Below are 17781 nucleotides of genomic sequence, written 5' to 3' on the forward strand. Positions count from 1 at the left end.
ACCGGGACACTTGGGGCCGCACCACACCTACATGGAGGAGCTATGAGACGCCCTGGATGGCCTTCCCGGTTCTGGGTCGCCCTGGCGGTCGTGATCGTCAAGCCCGTCTCGTGGCTCCTGGTCAGGAAGGACTGGCGCCGTGCCGACCGGCTGCCCAGGACCGGCGGGATCATCCTGGTCGCCAACCACCTGTCGTGGGTGGACCCCATCCTGATCTCCCACTTCCTCGTCAACAACGGCCGCTGGCCGACGATCCTGGCCAAGTCGGGTCTCTTCTCGGTGCCGCTGCTCGGGCACGCGGTGCGGTCGCTGATGGCCGTGCCGGTGTACCGGGGCAGCGCCGAGGCAGCCCGCTCGCTGGCCGAGGCCGAGCGCAGGCTCGCCGAGGGGGCGTGCGTGCTGTTCTATCCCGAGGGCACCTGCACCCGCGACCCGGACCTGTGGCCGATGGAGGGCAAGACCGGCGCGGCGCGGCTGGCCCTGGCCACCGGCGTGCCGGTCATCCCGGTGGCACACTGGGGTGCCCAGGAGATCCTTCCGTACGGTTCCAAGAAGCCCAGGCCGCTGCCGCGCAAGACGTTCCGCACGCTGACCGGGCCGCCGGTGGACCTGTCGAGGTACGAGGGGCGGCCACCGCACGCCGACGTCCTCCGCGAGGCGACCGCCGACATCATGGCGGCGATCACGGCGCTCCTCGCCGAACTGCGCGGGGAGGAGCCGCCGGGGACGCCGTACAAGAGACCTGCGCACCACTGACTTCGACGTACGGTGATGAAATGACCAAGGCGGCTGTATTCGGTACGGGCTCATGGGGCACGACCTTCGCGATGATCATGGCGAGGGCGGGCACCCGGACGACGCTCTGGGGCCGCAGGCCCGAGATCGTCGAGGCGATCGACCGCCGCCACGAGAACCCCGACTACCTCCCGGGCGTGACGCTTCCGGAGTCGCTGCACGCGACGACCGACCCGGCCGAGGCCCTCGACGGAGCCGACTTCGTGGTCCTCGCGGTGCCCTCCCAGACGCTGCGTGAGAACCTCACCCGCTGGACGCCGCACCTGCCGCCGGAGACGGTGCTGGTGAGCCTGATGAAGGGCGTCGAGCTGGGCACCACCAAGCGGATGAGCGAGGTGATCCGCGAGGTCGCCGGGGTGCCCGGGGAACGGGTCGCGGTGGTGTCCGGCCCCAACCTGGTCGGCGAGATCGTCCGGGGCCAGCCCGCGGCGACCGTCGTGGCCTGCACCGACGAGCACGCCATGGAGCGCCTCCAGGAGGCGTGCCACCTGCCGTGGTTCCGCCCCTACACCAACCCCGACGTGGTGGGCGTCGAACTCGGCGGGGCGGTGAAGAACGTCATCGCCCTCGGGGTCGGCGTCGCGGCCGGCATGGGCCTCGGCGCCAACGTCGGCGCGATGCTGATGACGCGCGGGCTGGCGGAGATCTCCCGGCTGGGCGCGGCGCTCGGCGCGGACCCGCACACCTTCGCCGGCCTCGCCGGGATGGGCGACCTGGTGGCCACCTGCACCTCCCCGCTCTCCCGCAACCGCACCTTCGGCGAGAACCTCGGCCGGGGCATGAAGATGGCCGAGGTCGTCGCCGCGACGAAGCAGACCGCCGAGGGCGTCAAGTCGTGCGAGTCGGTCCTGGCGCTGGCCAGGAAGCACGACGTGGAGATGCCGATCACCGAGGTGGTCGTGGCGATCGTCCACGACGGCATGCCGCCGGACGAGGCGGCGGTGCTGCTGATGTCCCGGACCCCCAAGCCGGAGCGGTACGGCGTCTGACGCCGCACCGCCCGCGCGCCGTTCCCGCCCGGGAGGCCCGCGCCCCGGCGCCCGCCCGCGCTCGCGTCCCGCCCCCGGTGCCTGCCCCGCCGACGCTCGCGTCACGCGCCCGTCCGGCCGCGCGGCCGGACGCCGGGGCGGCCCGGCCCGCCCACCAGCGCGTCAGATAACCGGGACGACCCGCTGGAGACGGTACATTCGGTCATCATGAGCGAGCAGCACGAAACCCGGCCCCGGGTCGCGGTCGTCTTCGGCGGCCGTAACTCCGAGCACTCCGTCTCCATCCTCGGAGCCGGGAGCGTGCTCGACGTCATCGACCGGTCCAGATACGAGGTGATCCCCGTGGGGATCGCCCAGGACGGGCGCTGGGTGCTCGTCTCCGACCGGCAGCGGTACGCGATCGAGGGCCGGGAGCTGCCGTCCGTCGACGCGGACGGCACGGCCCTGGCACTGCCCTCCGGCAGCGGCGCGCTGGTCTCCTACGAGCCGAGCCGCGTCCCGGAGGAGTTCGGCGAGGTGGATGTCGTCTTCCCGGTGATGCACGGGCCGTTCGCCGAGGACGGCACCCTCCAGGGACTGCTGGAGATGGCCGGGGTCCGCTACGTCGGCTCCGGGGTGCTGGCCAGCGCGGTCGGCATGGACAAGGGCTACATGAAGCTGGTGCTGGCCGCCGCGGGGCTGCCCGTCGGCCCCTACGTCGTGATCCGCGACCGTGACTGGCGGACCGACCGCCAGCGCGTCCTGAAGGAGGTCGAGGAGCTCGGCTGGCCGGTCTTCGTCAAGCCCGCCCGCGCCGGCTCAAGTCAGGGCATCTCCCGGGCCACCGATCTGGGCGAGCTGGAGCGGGCCGTCGAGTTCGCCCGGGAGCACGACCCCAAGGTGCTGGTGGAGGCGGCGATCCCCGGGCGCGAGATCGAGTGCGCGGTGCTGGAGTCCCCCGGGGACGAGGCGCCGAGGGCCAGCCTGGCGGGCGAGGTCGTGGTCGCCGGCGACCACGACTTCTACGACTTCGAGGCCAAGTACATCAGCGACGCCACCTCCGTGGCGGTGCCCGCCGACGTCCCCGACGACGTCGCCGAGAACCTGCGGGCGATGGCCGTGCGCGCCTTCGAGGCGCTGGACTGCGAGGGCCTGGCCAGGGTCGACTTCTTCTACACCCCGGACGGCCGGCTGCTCGTCAACGAGATCAACACCATGCCCGGCTTCACCGCGACGTCGGTCGCGCCCCGGCTGTGGGCGGCCAGCGGGCTCTCCTACCCCGAACTGGTCGACCGGCTGATCCAGCTCGCCCTGCACCGCGCCACCGGCCTGCGCTGACCCGGCCCGGGGTACGGTCCCGCCGATCCGCGCCGCCCCGCCGATCCGCGTCGTCGGCTCGCGCCGGCCCGGCCCGGGGTACGGCCCCGCGCCGCCGGCCCGCGCCGGCCCGGCCCCGTGTCATCCCCGGGAAAGTGTCCGCCGTCCCCTGGGCGGCGGGCCCACGCCCGCGATGCGGCCAGGCGCCATGTTGGCGTGCACCTGCCCGGGGCCGAGGCCGTGCCGTTCGGCGAGCCGGTCGGCGACGATCCCGGTGGTGAAGGCGTAGACGCCCTTGTGCAGCAGGTCCACCACGAGTTCGCGCCGGGGCCAGGTCCACGGCGGGGCGCCCGCGCCGGTCGCGTTCTCCAGCGTCTGGTCGTTGGTGAGCCGTACGACCCAGAACATCGCCGAGGACCACGGGCCGCGCAGCCCGGCGGTCGCCATCACGCCGCGCAACGCGCCGAGCAGGCATCCCTGCCCGAGGTGCATCGCCAGATTGAGTGGGACGGGCTGCCGGGCGGGCGCCTCCGGCAGTCCGGTCAGCCGCTCCAGCACCCGAGCCGGCACGTGGGAGTCGGGCCGGCCGGTGAGGCGCTGCTCCACCTTCTCGGCGAGGGTCATGGCGACCGCGCCGGCCGCCCCTGCCACCAGTCCTTCGAATACCGCTTTTCCCCACATTCGTGCTGGATGCCCGCTTCGGGTCGGGTTAAGCGGCCCGCGCGGGCGTCCCCGCGTGGCCGGGGACCTCTTCCCGCTCACGGCCTCCGGGCTGCGGCCTCCAGGCTTCCGGCCTCCGGGAGAACGGGCACGCGGCCCCGGCGGGTCACCCGGTCTGGGGCAGCGCCGCCTTGATCGGGGCCGCGAGGTCGACGAGAACGCTCTCGGGCACGTGCTTGCGGGAGACCGTCACCTCGACGTACGCCTCCCGGCCGATCGCGGTGAACAGCAGGGGCCGGGCCGGGTCGGAGAACCACGCCACCCCGTCGATCTCCGGCACCTCGGCGGTGGCCGACATGGACGGCGGCCTGGGCACCCCGCAGCGCAGCGCGATCTCGCCGCCGCCCCAGACCGCGACGTACGGCGACGCGGGCTCCGACTCCGTCCGCTCCGCGCCGTCGAGATCGGCGGGAAGCCGCCCGCCGAGCGCCCGGCATCCGGCGGCGGCCTCGCCCTGCGGGACGGGAGGTTCCACCCGGACCGGGCCACCGCACCCGGCCAGCGCCAGGAGCGCGCAGGCGGAGGCGGCCCAGCGGGCGGACCGGAACGGCGTCCGGCGTCTCCCCGTGACGCCCGGACCCCTCATGACGCTCGTGCTCCCCGTGCCGTCCGGGCCCCCCGAGAGCCCTGGGCCTCCGGCGACGCCCGGTTCTCCCGCGGCGCCGGAACCCCCGATGACGTTCAGACCTTCCGTGACGCTCGGCTCCCCGTGACGCTCAGATGTGGACGATGGGGCACGTGAGCGTGCGCGTGATCCCCTCGACTCCCTGGATCCTGGCCACGACGAGCTTGCCCAGCTCGTCGACGTTCCGGGCCTCGGCGCGGACGATCACATCGTAGGGCCCGGTGACGTCTTCCGCCTGCGTGACACCGGGGATTCCGGAGATCTGCCCGGCCACGCTCGCGGCCTTGCCGACCTCGGTCTGGATAAGGATGTAGGCCTGCACCATAACGTCCTCCGGGGCGATTGGATCAGTGCCGAAGGGCCACCGTACCCTGTGATGAACAGGAGGTGCGTCATCACAGTCGGAGATCTCGGCGAATTCGGGATTGTTTCACGTATTTCCGGACGCTTGCCACAGGGAGGGACGGTTTTACTCGGTCCCGGTGACGACGCGGCGCTGTTGCGGGCCCCCGACGGGCGGGTCGTCGTGACGACGGACCTCCTGATCGAGGGTAGGCACTTCCGTCGCGATTGGTCCAGTGGCTACGACATCGGCCGCAAGGCCGCCGCGCAGAACCTCTCCGACGTCGCGGCGATGGGCGCCCGCCCCACCGGCATCGTGGTCGGCCTCGGCCTGCCCGCCGGCGCGTCCACCGACTGGCTGGACGACCTCACCGACGGCTTCCGCGACGAGTGCGACCTGGTCGGCGCCAGTGTGGTCGGCGGCGACATCACCCGCTGCGACCCGGTGGTGATCGGGGTCACCGCCCTGGGAGACCTGGGCGGACGCCCGCCGGTCACCCGCTCGGGGGCGCGCCCTGGAGACATCGTCGCGGTGACGGGACGGCTCGGGCACGCCGCCGCCGGCCTGGCCCTGCTCGGCGCGGGACCGCCCGTCCCCGGGGAACTGGCCGGGCTCGTCGAGGCCCACCGCCGTCCCCTGCCGCCCTACGCCCGCGGCCCGGAGGCGGCCGCGCTCGGCGCGACGGCGATGCTCGACGTCAGTGACGGCCTGCTGCAGGACCTCGGCCACGTGGCGCGGGCCAGCGGCGTCGGCGTCGTGCTCGACCCCGGGCGCCTCCCCGTGCCCGGCACGCTGAGCCGGGCCGCGGACCTGCTCGGCGCCGACCCGCTGGAATGGGTCCTTTCCGGCGGAGACGACCACGCGCTCGCCGCGACCTTCCCGGACGGCGTAGCGTTGCCCCCGGAGTGGACCACGGTCGGCCGGGTCGTCGAGGGCGGGGGCGCACGGGTCGAGGGACGTTCGGTGGAGCACGGCGGCTGGGACCACTTCCGCGAGTGACGCGTGCCACTGGTGTGACCCCAGTGAAATTTGCCCTCAAGGGTTACTGAACTGGTATGAAGATGTGCTGTCGGAATTCCTGGTGGAAGGGGCGACATGGGCCGCCATGGTGGACATAGGGAGGACGCTCGCCGCGTACAGCGGGAACGTGACCCGGAGCTCCCCGAGGAGACCCGCAGTCTCGACACGCCGGTCGGCCGGCGCCTCCGGCCCGAGGAGTCGGCGGAGACGGTGACCGGCACGGACGAGACCGTCACCCGCACGGGCTTCCTGGGCTCGGGCTGGACGGCCACGTCCGAGATGCAGGAACCGGCCTGGCCGGAGGACCGCCGGCGGGCCGGGCGGGGGAAGAAGACCCTGCTCGCCGTCGCCGCGGTGACCGCGGTGCTGGGCGGGACCTTCGGAGGCGTCCGGCTGCTGAGCGGCTCGGAGACGGCGCCGGACGCGGCGTGCCCGCCGGGCGGCTGCCACGCGACGGCCTTCGACGAGACCGACGGGTCCGCCTCGCTCCCCCCGGAGGAGGAGAGCCCGCCCGCCGACGAACCGCCCGCCGAGGGGACGCCGGCCGCCACGGAGAGCGCGACCCCGTCCCCGGCGCCGCCCCGGATACCGCAGCACCGCTCCGGCCGCACGCCCACCGCGACGCCGCGGCCGGACGAGACCCGTGCCCCGCGCCGCGCCGAGCGTCCGCGTTCGGACGACGGGTCCGGCGACGACTCCACCGCCGGTCCGGGCGACCAGTCGCACGTCGTCGGCCCCACCACCGGTTCCCGGAACGACACACCGCAGACCCCGCAGGCCACCACCCCGCCGCCGGTCGAGCAGACCCCCGAGACGCAGTCGGCCACCGCGGAGCCGGCCGCCGCCTCCGTCCCGGGCGCGGCCCTGCGGGTCGGGTTCGGCGTCGTACGGCAGAGGCAGCAGGCCTACACCGCCCGGCTCGTGGTCGCCGCGGACGAGCGCCTGCCCCAGCTGGACCTGAGCCTTCCGGTCGGCGGCGAGGTCACCTCGGTCGAGGGGGCCGGCTGGCGGCAGGACGGCGACACCCTGGTGATCGAGTCGGCCGAGGACATGGACGCGGGGGAGAGGCTCGTCCTCACCGTCACCGCGCAGGGCCGGGCCGAGACGCCGAGGACCTGCCACAGCACGCAGGGGGAGTGCACGGTCACCTGAACCGGCCCGGCCCCGCCGGACCGTCACGCCACGCGGGGGGAGTGCGCGGCCACCCGGGCTCGACCGGGCCGTGGCGTGGTCCCGCGGGCCCGCCCGTCCTCCGGGGAGAGCGCGGTCACCCGGGCGGGACCTGGTTGGATGGCTGTATGACCGATTCGATCCCTCCCCGCGTGCTGACCGTCGCCGGGTCCGACTCCGGCGGCGGCGCGGGCATCCAGGCCGACCTGAAGACCATGCTGGCCCTCGGCGTGCACGGCATGAGCGTCATCGCCGCCGTGACGGCGCAGAACTCGCTGGGTGTGCAGGGATACTGGGAGCTTCCCCCCGAGGCGGTGCGCGCGCAGCTCGACTCGGTGCTGGGCGACATCGGGGCACAGGCCGTCAAGACGGGGATGCTCGCCTCCCCCGTGCTCGTCGAGACGGTCGCGGAGGTGCTCGCCGGGGTGGGCGTGCCGGTGGTGGTCGACCCGGTGGGGGTCTCCAAGCACGGCGATGCGCTGCTGGCGGCCGAGGCCGTGGACACGGTGCGGACCCGGCTGCTGCCGACGGCCACCGTCGTCACCCCCAACCTCTGGGAGGTGGCCCAGCTCACCGGGGTGAAGGTGGAGGAGGAGGGCGACATGCGCCGGGCCGCCGACGCGGTCCTGGAGATGGGGCCCGCCTGGGTGCTGGTCAAGGGCGGTCACCTGCCGGGCGCGCCGGTCGACCTGCTGACGGACGGCGTCCGGGAGTTCCGCTTCACCGCCGAGCGGCACGACAACCGGCACACCCACGGCACCGGATGCACGCTGGCCTCGGCCATCGCCTCCCACCTCGCCCTCGGCGAGGACGTCCCGGGGGCGGTGGGCAGGGCCAAGGAGTACGTCACGGGCGCGATCGCCCGGGGGTTCCCGCTGGGCGCGGGCATCGGCCCCGTCGACCACGGCTGGCTCTGGCGCTGACGCCCCGGCCGCCGCTCCCACCCGGACCCGCTTCCCTCGGCCCCGGCTCCGCGGCGGGCCGTGCCGGGTCCGGGTGAGGCGGGCCTGCCGCGACGGGGCCCGGCGGGCCGTGCCGGGCGGACCCGGGAAAGGCGGCAGCCCGCCGTTCCCTCGACGGGTACGACGGGCTGCGCGGGAGGTCCGACTAGCGGGCGACCTTGCCGGCCTTGATGCAGGAGGTGCACACGTTCATCCGCTTCGGCGTGCCGTTCACCACTGCGCGCACGGTCTGGATGTTGGGGTTCCAGCGGCGGCGGGTGCGGCGGTGCGAGTGGGAGATGTTGTTGCCGAAGGTCGGCTTCTTAGCGCAGACGTCGCAGACGGAAGCCACGATTCGCTCCTTAGATCGGTAGAGAGGCTCGATCCGCCTCGCTAGCGGGCGGTCATCGGGCACGCCGGGACGACCGGCTGGCCACACGAGGATATCCGATGTCCGGCCGTGCGTGCCAACAGGAGCCGTCACGCCTGGTCGAACGGAGATAATCTCCAGGACAACCGTAGCGCATCCCGGATGGGCAGCCTCCGCGATCCGCGGGGACGAGCAGGAGGGCGGGCATGTTGCAGGTTCTCGACGCGCCGGCGGTGCGACGCTGGTCCCGGCTGGCCGCGGAGACCCTGGGCAGGGCCCGGCGGGAGATCGACGCGCTGAACGTCTTCCCCGTCCCCGACGGCGACACCGGCACCAACCTGCACCTGACGATGCTCTCGGCGGCCGAGGCGCTCGACGAGCTGCCCGGCGACGCCGACACCGCGGCCACCTGGCAGGCGTTCGCCCGGGGCGCCCTGCTCGGGGCCCGCGGCAACTCCGGCGTCATCGTCAGCCAGGCGCTGCGCGGTCTCGCCGAGGTGCTGCGGACCGCCGAGGGCAGGGGAGCCGACCTCGGGCGCGGGCTGGTCAGGGCCGCCGAACTGGCCCGCGAGGCGGTGGCCAGGCCGGTGGAGGGCACGGTGCTCAGCGTGCTCACCGCCGCCGCCGGGGCCGTGCGGGGGCTGTCGGCCGACCTGACGGCGGACCTGGCCGCGGTGGCGGGGAAGGCCGCAGAGGAGGCGCGCGCGGCGCTGCGCCGTACGCCCGGACAGCTCGACGTGCTGGCCAGGAGCGGGGTCGTGGACGCCGGCGGGGCGGGCCTGGCCCTCATCCTGGAGAGCCTCGCCGCGGTGGTCACCGGCTCCCACCCCGCCCGGCTCGACATCCCCGCGCCGGCCCGCGGAGCCGTGCCCGGACCCGCCGCCGAGCCGCCGGGCGGACCCTGCTACGAGGTGATGTACCTGCTGGACGCGGGCGCGGACGCGGTCGGGCGGCTGCGCCGGGAGCTCGACGCGCTCGGCGACTCCCTGGTGGTCGTGGGCGGCGACGGCCTGTGGAACGTGCACGTCCACGTGGACGACGCGGGGGCGGCGATCGAGGCGGGCATGGCGGCGGGCCGGCCCCACCGGATCAGGGTGACCTACCTCGGCGGTCCCGGGCACACCCATCCGCCCGCCCGCAGCCGGGGCGTGGTGGCGGTGGCCGCGGGTCCCGCGCTGGGCGCGGTGTTCGGCGAGGCGGGGGCGGTGGTGGTGCGCAGGAGTCCCGGGTCCAGTCCGCCGCTGGCGGCCGTCCTCGCCGCGATCCGGGAGGCGGGCGAGGAGGTCGCGGTGCTGCCCAACGACGACGGCACGCGGGAGGTGGCGACGGCCGCCGCCGAGATCGCCCGGGAGGAGGGCCTGACCGTGGCGGTGCTGCCCACCAGGGCGTCGGTGCAGGGGCTGGCCGCGCTGGCGGTCCACGACCCGCTGCGCCGCTTCGACGACGACGTGGTCGCCATGACCGAGGCCGCCGCGCACACCCGCCACGGGCACGTCTGGGTGGCCGACCGGGAGGTCATGACGAGCGCCGGGCTGGTCGCGCCGGGGGACGTCCTGGGCGTGGTCGACGGCGACGCCGCGGTCGTCGGCGCCGACGTCGCCGGCGTCGCGATCGAGATCGTCCGCCGCATGGTGACGCCCGCCAGCGAGCTGGTGACCATGCTGGAGGGCGCCGGCGCGCCGCCCGGCCTGGCCGGCGCCGTACGCGACCACCTGGCCGCCGAGCGGCCCGACGTGGAGGTCGTCGTGTACGAGGGGGGCCAGGGCGGCTACCCGCTGCTCGTCGGCGTCGAGTGAGCCGCGCCCGATCCCGGCACGGTCGCGCGACGGCGTACGGCGCGACGGCGCGACGGGACGGCGGCGTACGGGACGGCGGCGTACGGGACGGCGGTGCGGCGTGCCGTACGGCACGGCGGGACCGGCGGGGCGGCGGCGAGCCGGTTCTGTCCGCCGGACGCGGTAGAAACGTGGGGTGACGAGCTTCGACGAGCCGCTGACGAAGGCGCTGGACCCCAAGACCTCCAAGCTGCTGGAGAGCGTTCTCGGCCTGCGCACCGTCGGTGACCTCCTGCGGCACTACCCGCGCCGCTACGCCGAGCGGGGCGAGCTGACCGACCTCGACGACCTGCAGATCGACGAGCACGTCACCGTGGTGGGCGAGGTGACCAGGCTCATGCGCAGGCCGATGCGGAACAAGGGCGGCACCTGGCTGGAGGTCGAGGTCGTCGACGGCCGCCGCAGCAAGATCTATCTCTCCTTCTTCGGCCGGGCGTCCCACATCGCCGAGACACGGCTGCGTCCCGGGCGGCGCGGCATGTTCGCCGGCAAGGTCGGCGCGTTCGGGCAGGGCGAAAAGCGCAGGTGGCAGCTCTCCCACCCCGAGTTCGAGATGTTCGACGAGACCGAGGCGGCCGCCGAGGAGTTCGCCGCGGCGCTGGTGCCGATCTACCCCGCGGGCAAGGACGTCACGCCCTGGGCGATCCGCCGGGCGCTGGGGGTCGTCCTCGACACCCTCGGCCCGCTCGACGACCCGCTCCCGGCCGACCTGCGTGCCCGCCACCGGCTGCCCGGCCTGGCCGAGGCGCTGCTGGCGATCCACCGGCCGCGCGACCACGCCGACGTCTCCCGGGCGCGCAAGCGGCTGAAGTTCGACGAGGCGTTCACGCTGCAGGCGGTGCTGGTGCAGCGCAAGATGGCGGCCGGATCCTGGCCCGCCACGCCCCGGCCGCCGCGCGGCGACGGCCTGCTGGCCGACTTCGACGCGCGCCTGCCGTTCCAGCTCACCGAGGGGCAGCGGGACGTCGGCGAGGAGATCGCCGACGACCTCGCCCGGCCCCACCCCATGCACCGGTTGCTGCAGGGCGAGGTCGGCGCGGGCAAGACCGTCGTCGCGCTGCGCGCCATGCTCCAGGTGGTCGACGCCGGCGGGCAGGCCGTGCTGCTGGCCCCCACCGAGGTGCTGGCCCAGCAGCACCACCGCTCGATCACCGCCATGCTCGGCGACCTGGCCACGGGCGGCATGTTCGGCGGCACCTCCGTCGCGCTGCTGACCGGCTCGCTGGGCGCCGCGGCCCGCCGCTCGGCCATGCTCGACGCGGCCTCGGGGGCGGCCGGCATCGTGGTCGGCACCCACGCGGTGCTCCAGGAGCGGGTGCAGTTCGCCGACCTGGGCCTGGTGGTGGTGGACGAGCAGCACCGCTTCGGCGTCGAGCAGCGCGACGCGCTGCGCGAGAAGGCCGGGGAGGGGCGGCCGCACGTGCTGGTCATGACCGCCACCCCGATCCCGCGCACGGTCGCCATGACGGTCTTCGGCGACCTCACGGTCTCCACGCTCTCCCAGCTCCCCTCCGGCCGCGCCCCGATCACCACGCACGTGGTGCCCGCCGCGGAGAAGCCGCACTTCCTCGACCGCGCCTGGACGCGGCTGCGTGAGGAGGTCGGGCTGGGCCGGCAGGCGTACATCGTCTGTCCCCGCATCGGCGACCTGGAGGGCGACGAGGGTGACCTGACGAAGGGCGACGACGAGCGGCGGCCGCCGCTGGCCGTGCTCGACGTGGCCCAGATGCTGTCGGAGGGGCCGCTCTCCGGCCTCCGTACGGCGGTGCTGCACGGCAAGCTGCCTCCCGAGGAGAAGGACGCCGTGATGCGGGCCTTCGCCCGCGGCGAGGTCGACGTCCTGGTGGCGACCACGGTCATCGAGGTCGGCGTGGACGTCCCCAACTCCTCGGTCATGGTGATCATGGATGCCGACCGGTTCGGCGTCTCCCAGCTCCACCAGCTGCGCGGCCGGGTCGGCCGGGGCGGGCTGCCGGGGCTGTGCCTGCTGGTGAGCGACGCCCCGGGCGGCACGCCCGCCCGGCAGCGGCTCGACGCGGTGGCCGCGACCCTCGACGGCTTCGAGCTGTCACGCGTCGACCTGGAGCAGCGCCGCGAGGGCGACGTGCTCGGCGTGGCGCAGTCGGGGCGCCGGTCGTCGCTGAAGATGCTCCAGCTCTTGCGTGACGAGGAGGTGATCCTCGCCGCCCGCGCGGACGCCGAGGAGATGCTTGCGGCCGACCCCGAGCTGATCGGGCACCCGGTGCTCCGTACGGAGATCGACCGGCTGCTGGCCGACGAGCGCGCCGAGTATCTGGAGAAGGCCTGACGGCGGCGTGCCCGGAAGGGCCGTGCCGGAACGGCGGCGCGGGATCGGCGGAGGCGAGGGTCCGGCGGCGCGGGGACGCGGAGGTCCCGAGGGCCCAACTGCGGGGACGGCCTCCCCCCGAATGCCGTCCCCGCTTGGGCCCACTCTCGGGTCAGGTGCCGAGAGCACCGGCGTGCGGAAGGGCTCACGACCACGCCGGTCGGCCTTCCCCTGGGACTGTCGAAGGCCGCAGGACTCATCATGCAAGGCGTGGGGGCCGGGGGGAACGACCCTTGCGGTTTCGTCGCCGCTCCTTGCCCACTCTTGACCTAGATCACCTGGCGAAACCCTTTTGACCTGCGGTTATGCGATGCGCCGCGACACGCCGGGGTGCGCCGCCGTACCGCTGCCGCGCTTTTCCGGCGACCGGTCGCCGGCCTGCCGGGAGGGGGCCGGGCGGCCGCGCGGCCGGACGCGCCGGGAGGACTGGGACAATGAGCCGGTGAGCCGAGTGATCGCGGGAAGCGCAGGGGGGCGGCGGCTGGCGGTGCCGCCGGGCCGGGGCACCCGCCCCACGAGCGACCGGGCCAGGGAGGGCATCTTCTCCACCGTGGGCTCGCTCCTCGGCCCGCTGGACGGCGCCAGGGTGCTCGACCTGTACGCCGGGTCCGGCGCGATCGGGCTGGAGGCGCTGTCACGCGGGGCCGCGCACGCGCTGCTGGTGGAGTCCGACGCCAAAGCGGTCCGGACGATCAGGGCGAACATCGCGAGCCTGGGCCTGCCCGGAGCCGAGCTCGCGGCAGACCGGGTCGAGCGGGTGCTCGCCAGGGGCGCGGCCGAGCCGTACGACCTGGTGTTCGCCGACCCGCCGTACGCGGTGGCCGACGCGGAGGTGCGGGCCGTCCTGGAGCGGCTGCGCGACCACGGCTGGCTGGCCGGGGACGCGCTGGTGGCGGTGGAGCGGGAGAGCCGGGGCGAGGCCCTTCGGTGGCCTTCGGGGTACGAAGAGGAGAGGGTCCGTCGCTATGGCGAAGCGTCCGTTTGGTACGGTCGCGCCGCCGGGAATCCATAGAGCAGGGGGTCGCGCCTTGCGTCGCGTCGTATGCCCGGGATCGTTCGATCCCGTCACCAACGGCCACCTGGACATCATCGGCCGGGCCTCCCGGCAGTACGACGAGGTCGTCGTATCCGTCCTGATCAACATCGAGAAGAAGAGCCTGTTCACGGTCGAGGAGCGCATCGAGATGCTCCGGTCCGTCACCAAGGAGTACGGCAACGTCCGGGTGGACAAGTTCCACGGCCTGCTGGTCGACTACTGCAGGCAGCAGGAGATCCCGGCGATCGTCAAGGGGCTGCGCGCGGTCAGCGACTTCGACTACGAGCTGCAGCAGGCCCAGCTCAACTACCGGATGTCCGGGGTGGAGACGCTGTTCATGGCGACCGGCCCGGAGGTGTCGTTCCTGTCGTCCAGCCGCATCAAGGAGATCGTCCGCTACGGCGGGGACGTGACCGGTCTGGTGCCGGAGCTGGTCGAGCGACGGCTGGTGGAACGGCTCAGGGGTTAGGCCCTGGTATTCTCTTGTTTTGCCTTGCACGACGGCGGTGATTCGCCATGCCTGATGAGAGTGACATGACTCTGCAGACCCTCGACCCCCGAGCCCCGTGGGTGATCTCCACCCATGATCTGGGGCGGAGGCCGGGAAGTATGCGGCAGATGTCCCTCACCCTTCCGGCACCGGCGAACCTCGGCGTCGAGATGATCGGCGTCCCCGTGGACGCCGACGTCGAGCTGGACATCCGCCTTGAGGCGGTCATGGAGGGCGTGCTCGTCACGGGCACGGCGCAGACCCCGCTGCGGGGGGAGTGCGCACGGTGCCTGGAAGAGATCACTTCGGAGACCGAAGTGGGCTTCCAGGAGCTGTTCTTCTACTCGGCGGAGGATGCCGCCGAGGACGACTCGCTTCTCGACGGTGAACTGTTCGATCTCGAACCCGTCTTCCGTGACGCGGTGGTGCTCACACTGCCGCTGAGCCCGGTCTGCAGTGAAGACTGCGAGGGGCTCTGCGCGGAGTGCGGGGTCAGGCTGGCGGACGCCGAGCCCGGTCACAAGCACGAGGTGATCGACGCCCGCTGGGCCAAGCTGCAAGGTCTGGTTCCGGAACATAACAACGATCAGGAGAGCTGACGTGGCTGTCCCCAAGCGCAAGATGTCGCGGAGCAACACTCGCTCCCGCAGGTCGCAGTGGAAGGCCGCCGCGGTTTCGCTCGTGAGCTGCCCCCAGTGCCGCTCGCCGAAGCGTCCGCACGTGGCGTGCCCGTCCTGCGGCACCTACAACCGCCGTCAGGTGATCGAGCCCTCCGCCTGATCGCGTTCTGACTGTACGGATGCCGGCCGGGTCCCCTTCGGGCCTGGCCGGCGTCTTCCGTTCCATCCGGCGCGATGGCGGCTCGCCCGCGGCTGTGGTGGACGCCGGGGTCACGGTGCCGTGCACCCTCCCGACGCCCACCACGTCTTCGGGCACTCCCGTCTCTCTTCGCCATCGCGCGTTCACCGTCGAAGAGCGAGGAGAAGACGTATGGGTGCGAGCGTCAAGCCGATGGCCGTCGAACTGGCCCGTGACGAGCTGGAGCGGGTCCTCGGGGTGCGGCTGGAGGCCGCGATCCTGGAGCGGGCCCTGACCCACCGCTCCTACGCCTACGAGAACGGCGGGCTGCCGACCAACGAGCGCCTGGAGTTCCTGGGCGACTCGGTGCTGGGCCTGGTGGTCACCGACACCCTCTACCGCAACCACCCCGACCTGCCCGAGGGGCAGCTGGCCAAGCTGCGGGCCGCGGTGGTCAACATGCGCGCCCTCGCCGACGTGGCCCGCACCCTGGAGCTCGGCAGGTTCATGCGCCTGGGCCGGGGCGAGGAGGGCACCGGGGGGCGTGACAAGTCCTCCATCCTCGCCGACACGCTGGAGGCGCTGATCGGCTCGGTGTACGTCGACAAGGGCCTCGGCGAGGCGTTCCGCGTCGTCCACCTGCTGTTCGACCCGCTCATCACGCGTTCGGCGTCGCTGGGCGCCGGGCTCGACTGGAAGACCTCCCTGCAGGAGCTGACGGCCTCCGAGTCGCTCGGCGTGCCGGACTACCACGTCGAGGAGAGCGGTCCCGACCACGCCAAGTCCTTCGCCGCGGTGGTCCGCCTCGGCGGCGAGGAGTACGGCTCGGGCTCCGGGCGTTCCAAGAAGGAGGCGGAGCAGCAGGCCGCCGAGGCCGCCTGGAACCGCATCCGCAGCGACCGCGACAGGCGCGAGGCCGGCACCGCGCCCTGAGCGCCCTGAACGTCCGGGGCGCGCCCTGAGCGTCCGGGGCGTGTCGGCCGGGCCCCACGGGTACCGTGGGCGCCTGAGCGGTCGGCGGCGCTGCGTCCCACCGTGTCTCCGCACGTCGCGCCGCCCGGCGCGGCGTCCGTGGCCAACGTCCTGAGAGAGGGGGCCGGCATGCCCGAGTTGCCGGAGGTGGAGGTCGTACGGCGCGGCCTGGAGCGCTGGGTGTCCGGCCGGGTCGTGGCCCGCGCCGAGGTGCTGCACCCCCGGGCGATCCGCCGCCACGTCCCCGGCGCGGAGGAGTTCGCCTCCCGGCTGGCGGACCGCACGGTCGGGACGGCCCAGCGGCGGGGCAAGTATCTCTGGCTGCCGCTGGACGGCTCCGACGCGGTGCTGGCCCATCTCGGGATGAGCGGCCAGCTGCTGGTGGTCGAGCCGGACTCGCCCCTGGAGAAGCACCTGCGGATCCGGATCGCCTTCGCCGACGGCGGCCCCGAGCTGCGTTTCGTGGACCAGCGGACCTTCGGGCACGTGCTGGTCACCCCGCTGGCCCGCGCCGGGGGCCGGGACGTCCCCGAGCCGATCGTCCACATCGCGGCCGACCCGTTCGAGGAGCACTTCGACGAGGACGGCTTCGCCCACCGGCTGCGCGCCCGGCGGACCGAGGTCAAGCGGGCGCTGCTCGACCAGTCGCTGATCAGCGGGGTCGGCAACATCTACGCCGACGAGGCGCTGTGGCGGGCCCGGCTGCACGGGTCGCGGCCCACCTCGGCGCTGACCCGGCCGGAGATCTCCGAACTGCTGGGCGCGGCCCGCGAGGTGATGTCCGCGGCCCTGGCCGTGGGCGGCACGTCCTTCGACAGCCTGTACGTGAACGTCAACGGCGAGAGCGGCTACTTCGAGCGGTCGCTGAACGTGTACGGCAGGCGCGACGAGCCCTGCGGGCGGTGCGGCGCGCCGATCGTCCGGGAGTCGTTCATGAACCGCTCCTCCTACAGCTGTCCCCGCTGCCAGCCGCGTCCGGGCGGGGTCGCGGCGTGAGCGCCGTCCGGCTGACCGCCTGGGTCAGGGGGGACGTCCAGGGGGTGGGTTTCCGCTGGTGGACGCGGTCCCGGGCGCTGGAGCTCGGCCTGGCCGGCTGGGCCAGGAACACCGCCGACGGCCGGGTGGAGGTCGTGGCGGAGGGTCCCCGGGAGTCCTGCGAGGAGCTGCTCACCCTGCTGCGCGGCGGCCGCACTCCGGGGCGGGTCGACGGGGTGGCGGAACGTTGGAGTGAGGCGAAAGGATCACCCGTCGGCTTCGCGGAACGTTAAACCATTTCCCTGATTCGCCAAATTAGGGTATAATTCAATGTCGAGAGTGCCCACAGGTGCATCCATAGGGAGCGTTCAGCTTGACCGTCTCTCTCGCCGGTGCGACTCTTGATAAGAACCACGCGCACCCCTCCCGCGGCAAGAAGTGCGCGAACCAGTCTGGTCACTCAGCGTGGAGGACCCTTAACATGGCGAAGGCTCTACTCGGCCACGTCGGCGGTCCTGACCCTCGGATGGTCTCGGAAATGCGCCGTCTCCAGCAGCGCATCCGTGATCTCGAGGCAGAGCTCACCCGGCTCCAGGCCCAGAACGCCGAACTCACGGGCAACCGTGATGAGGAGTTCACCCGCCTGCAGGATCGTGAGCCGGCTCTCACCTAGAGGCCGGGGCGAACACACATTGTCCAGGGACGCCTCTTGAGGCGTCCCTTGTCATGTCGCGGGCCGCACGCACCAGGCGGCCCGCCATGACGTCTCCCGTTCCGGGCCGCGTCCGACGCGGCCCTTTCCGGCGTTCCCCGCCGCGGATCACACCCGATCGGCCCGTAGCGGCGTCTTCCGTTCTGATGACGGTCGCGGGCACGTCCCCGGCCCGGCAGAGCGGAGCGGATGCCTACTTCCGTTGCGAGATCTCCGGCCGCGTGCGATGCGGCCCGTCCTGGCCTCTCCCGCTCCGGGCCGCCTCCCGCGCGTGCCCGTAGCGGTGTCTTCCGCTCACCGGCCGGCCGCGCCCCTCCCTCCCGGGGAACGGCCCGCTCTCCCGCGGG

The 17781-nt window shown here is 73.6% G+C and carries 20 protein-coding genes; 16 read left to right on the forward strand and 4 right to left on the reverse strand.

The window, feature by feature from the left end; translation table 11 throughout:
• Positions 1-42: 42 nt before the first annotated feature.
• The 3 genes from ACZ6W9_RS15745 (at position 43) to ACZ6W9_RS15755 (ending at position 3101) form a co-directional block, all read left to right on the forward strand.
• On the forward strand, positions 43-756 hold the full coding sequence (locus tag ACZ6W9_RS15745; protein WP_389959861.1) for a lysophospholipid acyltransferase family protein: 714 nt from the start codon (positions 43-45) through the stop codon (positions 754-756).
• Positions 757-776: 20 nt separating this feature from the next.
• Positions 777-1784, forward strand: coding sequence for an NAD(P)H-dependent glycerol-3-phosphate dehydrogenase (locus ACZ6W9_RS15750; protein WP_389959864.1), 1008 nt, complete (start codon positions 777-779; stop codon positions 1782-1784).
• 207 nt (positions 1785-1991) lie between these two features.
• Positions 1992-3101: a D-alanine--D-alanine ligase family protein gene (locus ACZ6W9_RS15755; RefSeq protein WP_389959867.1), complete on the forward strand. Its 1110-nt coding sequence runs from the start codon at positions 1992-1994 to the stop codon at positions 3099-3101.
• Between the two features lie 120 nt (positions 3102-3221).
• On the opposite strand, the gene ACZ6W9_RS15760 is transcribed toward ACZ6W9_RS15755, so the two are convergent.
• From ACZ6W9_RS15760 to ACZ6W9_RS15770, 3 genes are all read right to left on the reverse strand, one after another.
• Positions 3222-3731 (reverse strand): hypothetical protein, encoded by a 510-nt coding sequence (locus ACZ6W9_RS15760; protein ID WP_389959869.1) that lies wholly within the window; start codon positions 3729-3731, stop codon positions 3222-3224.
• 175 nt (positions 3732-3906) lie between these two features.
• Positions 3907-4386 (reverse strand): DUF3515 domain-containing protein, encoded by a 480-nt coding sequence (locus ACZ6W9_RS15765; protein ID WP_389959871.1) that lies wholly within the window; start codon positions 4384-4386, stop codon positions 3907-3909.
• A gap of 130 nt (positions 4387-4516) precedes the next feature.
• Entirely contained in the window at positions 4517-4750 is a 234-nt protein-coding gene (locus ACZ6W9_RS15770; RefSeq protein ID WP_362941532.1) for an Lrp/AsnC family transcriptional regulator, read from the reverse strand.
• Between the two features lie 51 nt (positions 4751-4801).
• Between ACZ6W9_RS15770 and ACZ6W9_RS15775 the strand changes: the two genes are divergently transcribed.
• The 3 genes from ACZ6W9_RS15775 to thiD all read left to right on the forward strand — a co-directional run bounded on the left by ACZ6W9_RS15775 (position 4802) and on the right by thiD (position 7881).
• Positions 4802-5767, forward strand: a complete 966-nt coding sequence (locus tag ACZ6W9_RS15775; RefSeq protein WP_389959874.1) for a thiamine-phosphate kinase — start codon at positions 4802-4804, stop codon at positions 5765-5767.
• A gap of 231 nt (positions 5768-5998) precedes the next feature.
• The gene (locus ACZ6W9_RS15780) at positions 5999-6940 is read left to right on the forward strand and encodes a hypothetical protein (protein ID WP_389959876.1); all 942 of its coding nucleotides are present in this window, start codon (positions 5999-6001) and stop codon (positions 6938-6940) included.
• Between the two features lie 146 nt (positions 6941-7086).
• Entirely contained in the window at positions 7087-7881 is a 795-nt protein-coding gene (thiD, locus tag ACZ6W9_RS15785; RefSeq protein WP_362941523.1) for a bifunctional hydroxymethylpyrimidine kinase/phosphomethylpyrimidine kinase, read from the forward strand.
• A gap of 184 nt (positions 7882-8065) precedes the next feature.
• On the opposite strand, the gene rpmB is transcribed toward thiD, so the two are convergent.
• A complete protein-coding gene (gene rpmB, locus ACZ6W9_RS15790; RefSeq protein WP_179824804.1) occupies positions 8066-8251 on the reverse strand; it encodes a 50S ribosomal protein L28 in 186 nt (61 codons plus the stop codon).
• Between the two features lie 224 nt (positions 8252-8475).
• Here rpmB and ACZ6W9_RS15795 point away from each other — a divergent pair, with 224 nt between their 5' ends.
• The 10 genes from ACZ6W9_RS15795 (at position 8476) to ACZ6W9_RS15840 (ending at position 17395) form a co-directional block, all read left to right on the forward strand.
• Positions 8476-10065 (forward strand): DAK2 domain-containing protein, encoded by a 1590-nt coding sequence (locus tag ACZ6W9_RS15795; RefSeq protein WP_389959880.1) that lies wholly within the window; start codon positions 8476-8478, stop codon positions 10063-10065.
• A gap of 175 nt (positions 10066-10240) precedes the next feature.
• A complete protein-coding gene (gene recG / locus ACZ6W9_RS15800; protein WP_389959883.1) occupies positions 10241-12412 on the forward strand; it encodes an ATP-dependent DNA helicase RecG in 2172 nt (723 codons plus the stop codon).
• 481 nt (positions 12413-12893) lie between these two features.
• Positions 12894-13463 (forward strand): 16S rRNA (guanine(966)-N(2))-methyltransferase RsmD, encoded by a 570-nt coding sequence (rsmD, locus tag ACZ6W9_RS15805; protein WP_389959885.1) that lies wholly within the window; start codon positions 12894-12896, stop codon positions 13461-13463.
• A 16-nt stretch (positions 13464-13479) separates the two neighbouring features.
• Positions 13480-13956: a pantetheine-phosphate adenylyltransferase gene (gene coaD / locus ACZ6W9_RS15810; RefSeq protein WP_389959887.1), complete on the forward strand. Its 477-nt coding sequence runs from the start codon at positions 13480-13482 to the stop codon at positions 13954-13956.
• Between the two features lie 65 nt (positions 13957-14021).
• Positions 14022-14576: a YceD family protein gene (locus tag ACZ6W9_RS15815; protein WP_389959890.1), complete on the forward strand. Its 555-nt coding sequence runs from the start codon at positions 14022-14024 to the stop codon at positions 14574-14576.
• Between the two features lies 1 nt (position 14577).
• Positions 14578-14757: a 50S ribosomal protein L32 gene (gene rpmF / locus ACZ6W9_RS15820; RefSeq protein ID WP_179824792.1), complete on the forward strand. Its 180-nt coding sequence runs from the start codon at positions 14578-14580 to the stop codon at positions 14755-14757.
• 210 nt (positions 14758-14967) lie between these two features.
• Complete coding sequence (rnc, locus tag ACZ6W9_RS15825) at positions 14968-15708, forward strand: ribonuclease III (protein ID WP_362941504.1); 741 nt, start codon at positions 14968-14970, stop codon at positions 15706-15708.
• 168 nt (positions 15709-15876) lie between these two features.
• Complete coding sequence (mutM, locus tag ACZ6W9_RS15830) at positions 15877-16743, forward strand: bifunctional DNA-formamidopyrimidine glycosylase/DNA-(apurinic or apyrimidinic site) lyase (RefSeq protein ID WP_389959892.1); 867 nt, start codon at positions 15877-15879, stop codon at positions 16741-16743.
• On the forward strand, positions 16740-17015 hold the full coding sequence (locus ACZ6W9_RS15835) for an acylphosphatase (protein ID WP_362941498.1): 276 nt from the start codon (positions 16740-16742) through the stop codon (positions 17013-17015). The genes mutM and ACZ6W9_RS15835 overlap by 4 nt, the downstream gene beginning before the upstream one ends.
• Positions 17016-17203: 188 nt before the next feature.
• Complete coding sequence (locus tag ACZ6W9_RS15840; protein ID WP_179824786.1) at positions 17204-17395, forward strand: hypothetical protein; 192 nt, start codon at positions 17204-17206, stop codon at positions 17393-17395.
• Positions 17396-17781 lie beyond the last annotated feature (386 nt).

Source organism: Streptosporangium sp. NPDC053982 (assembly GCF_055585205.1).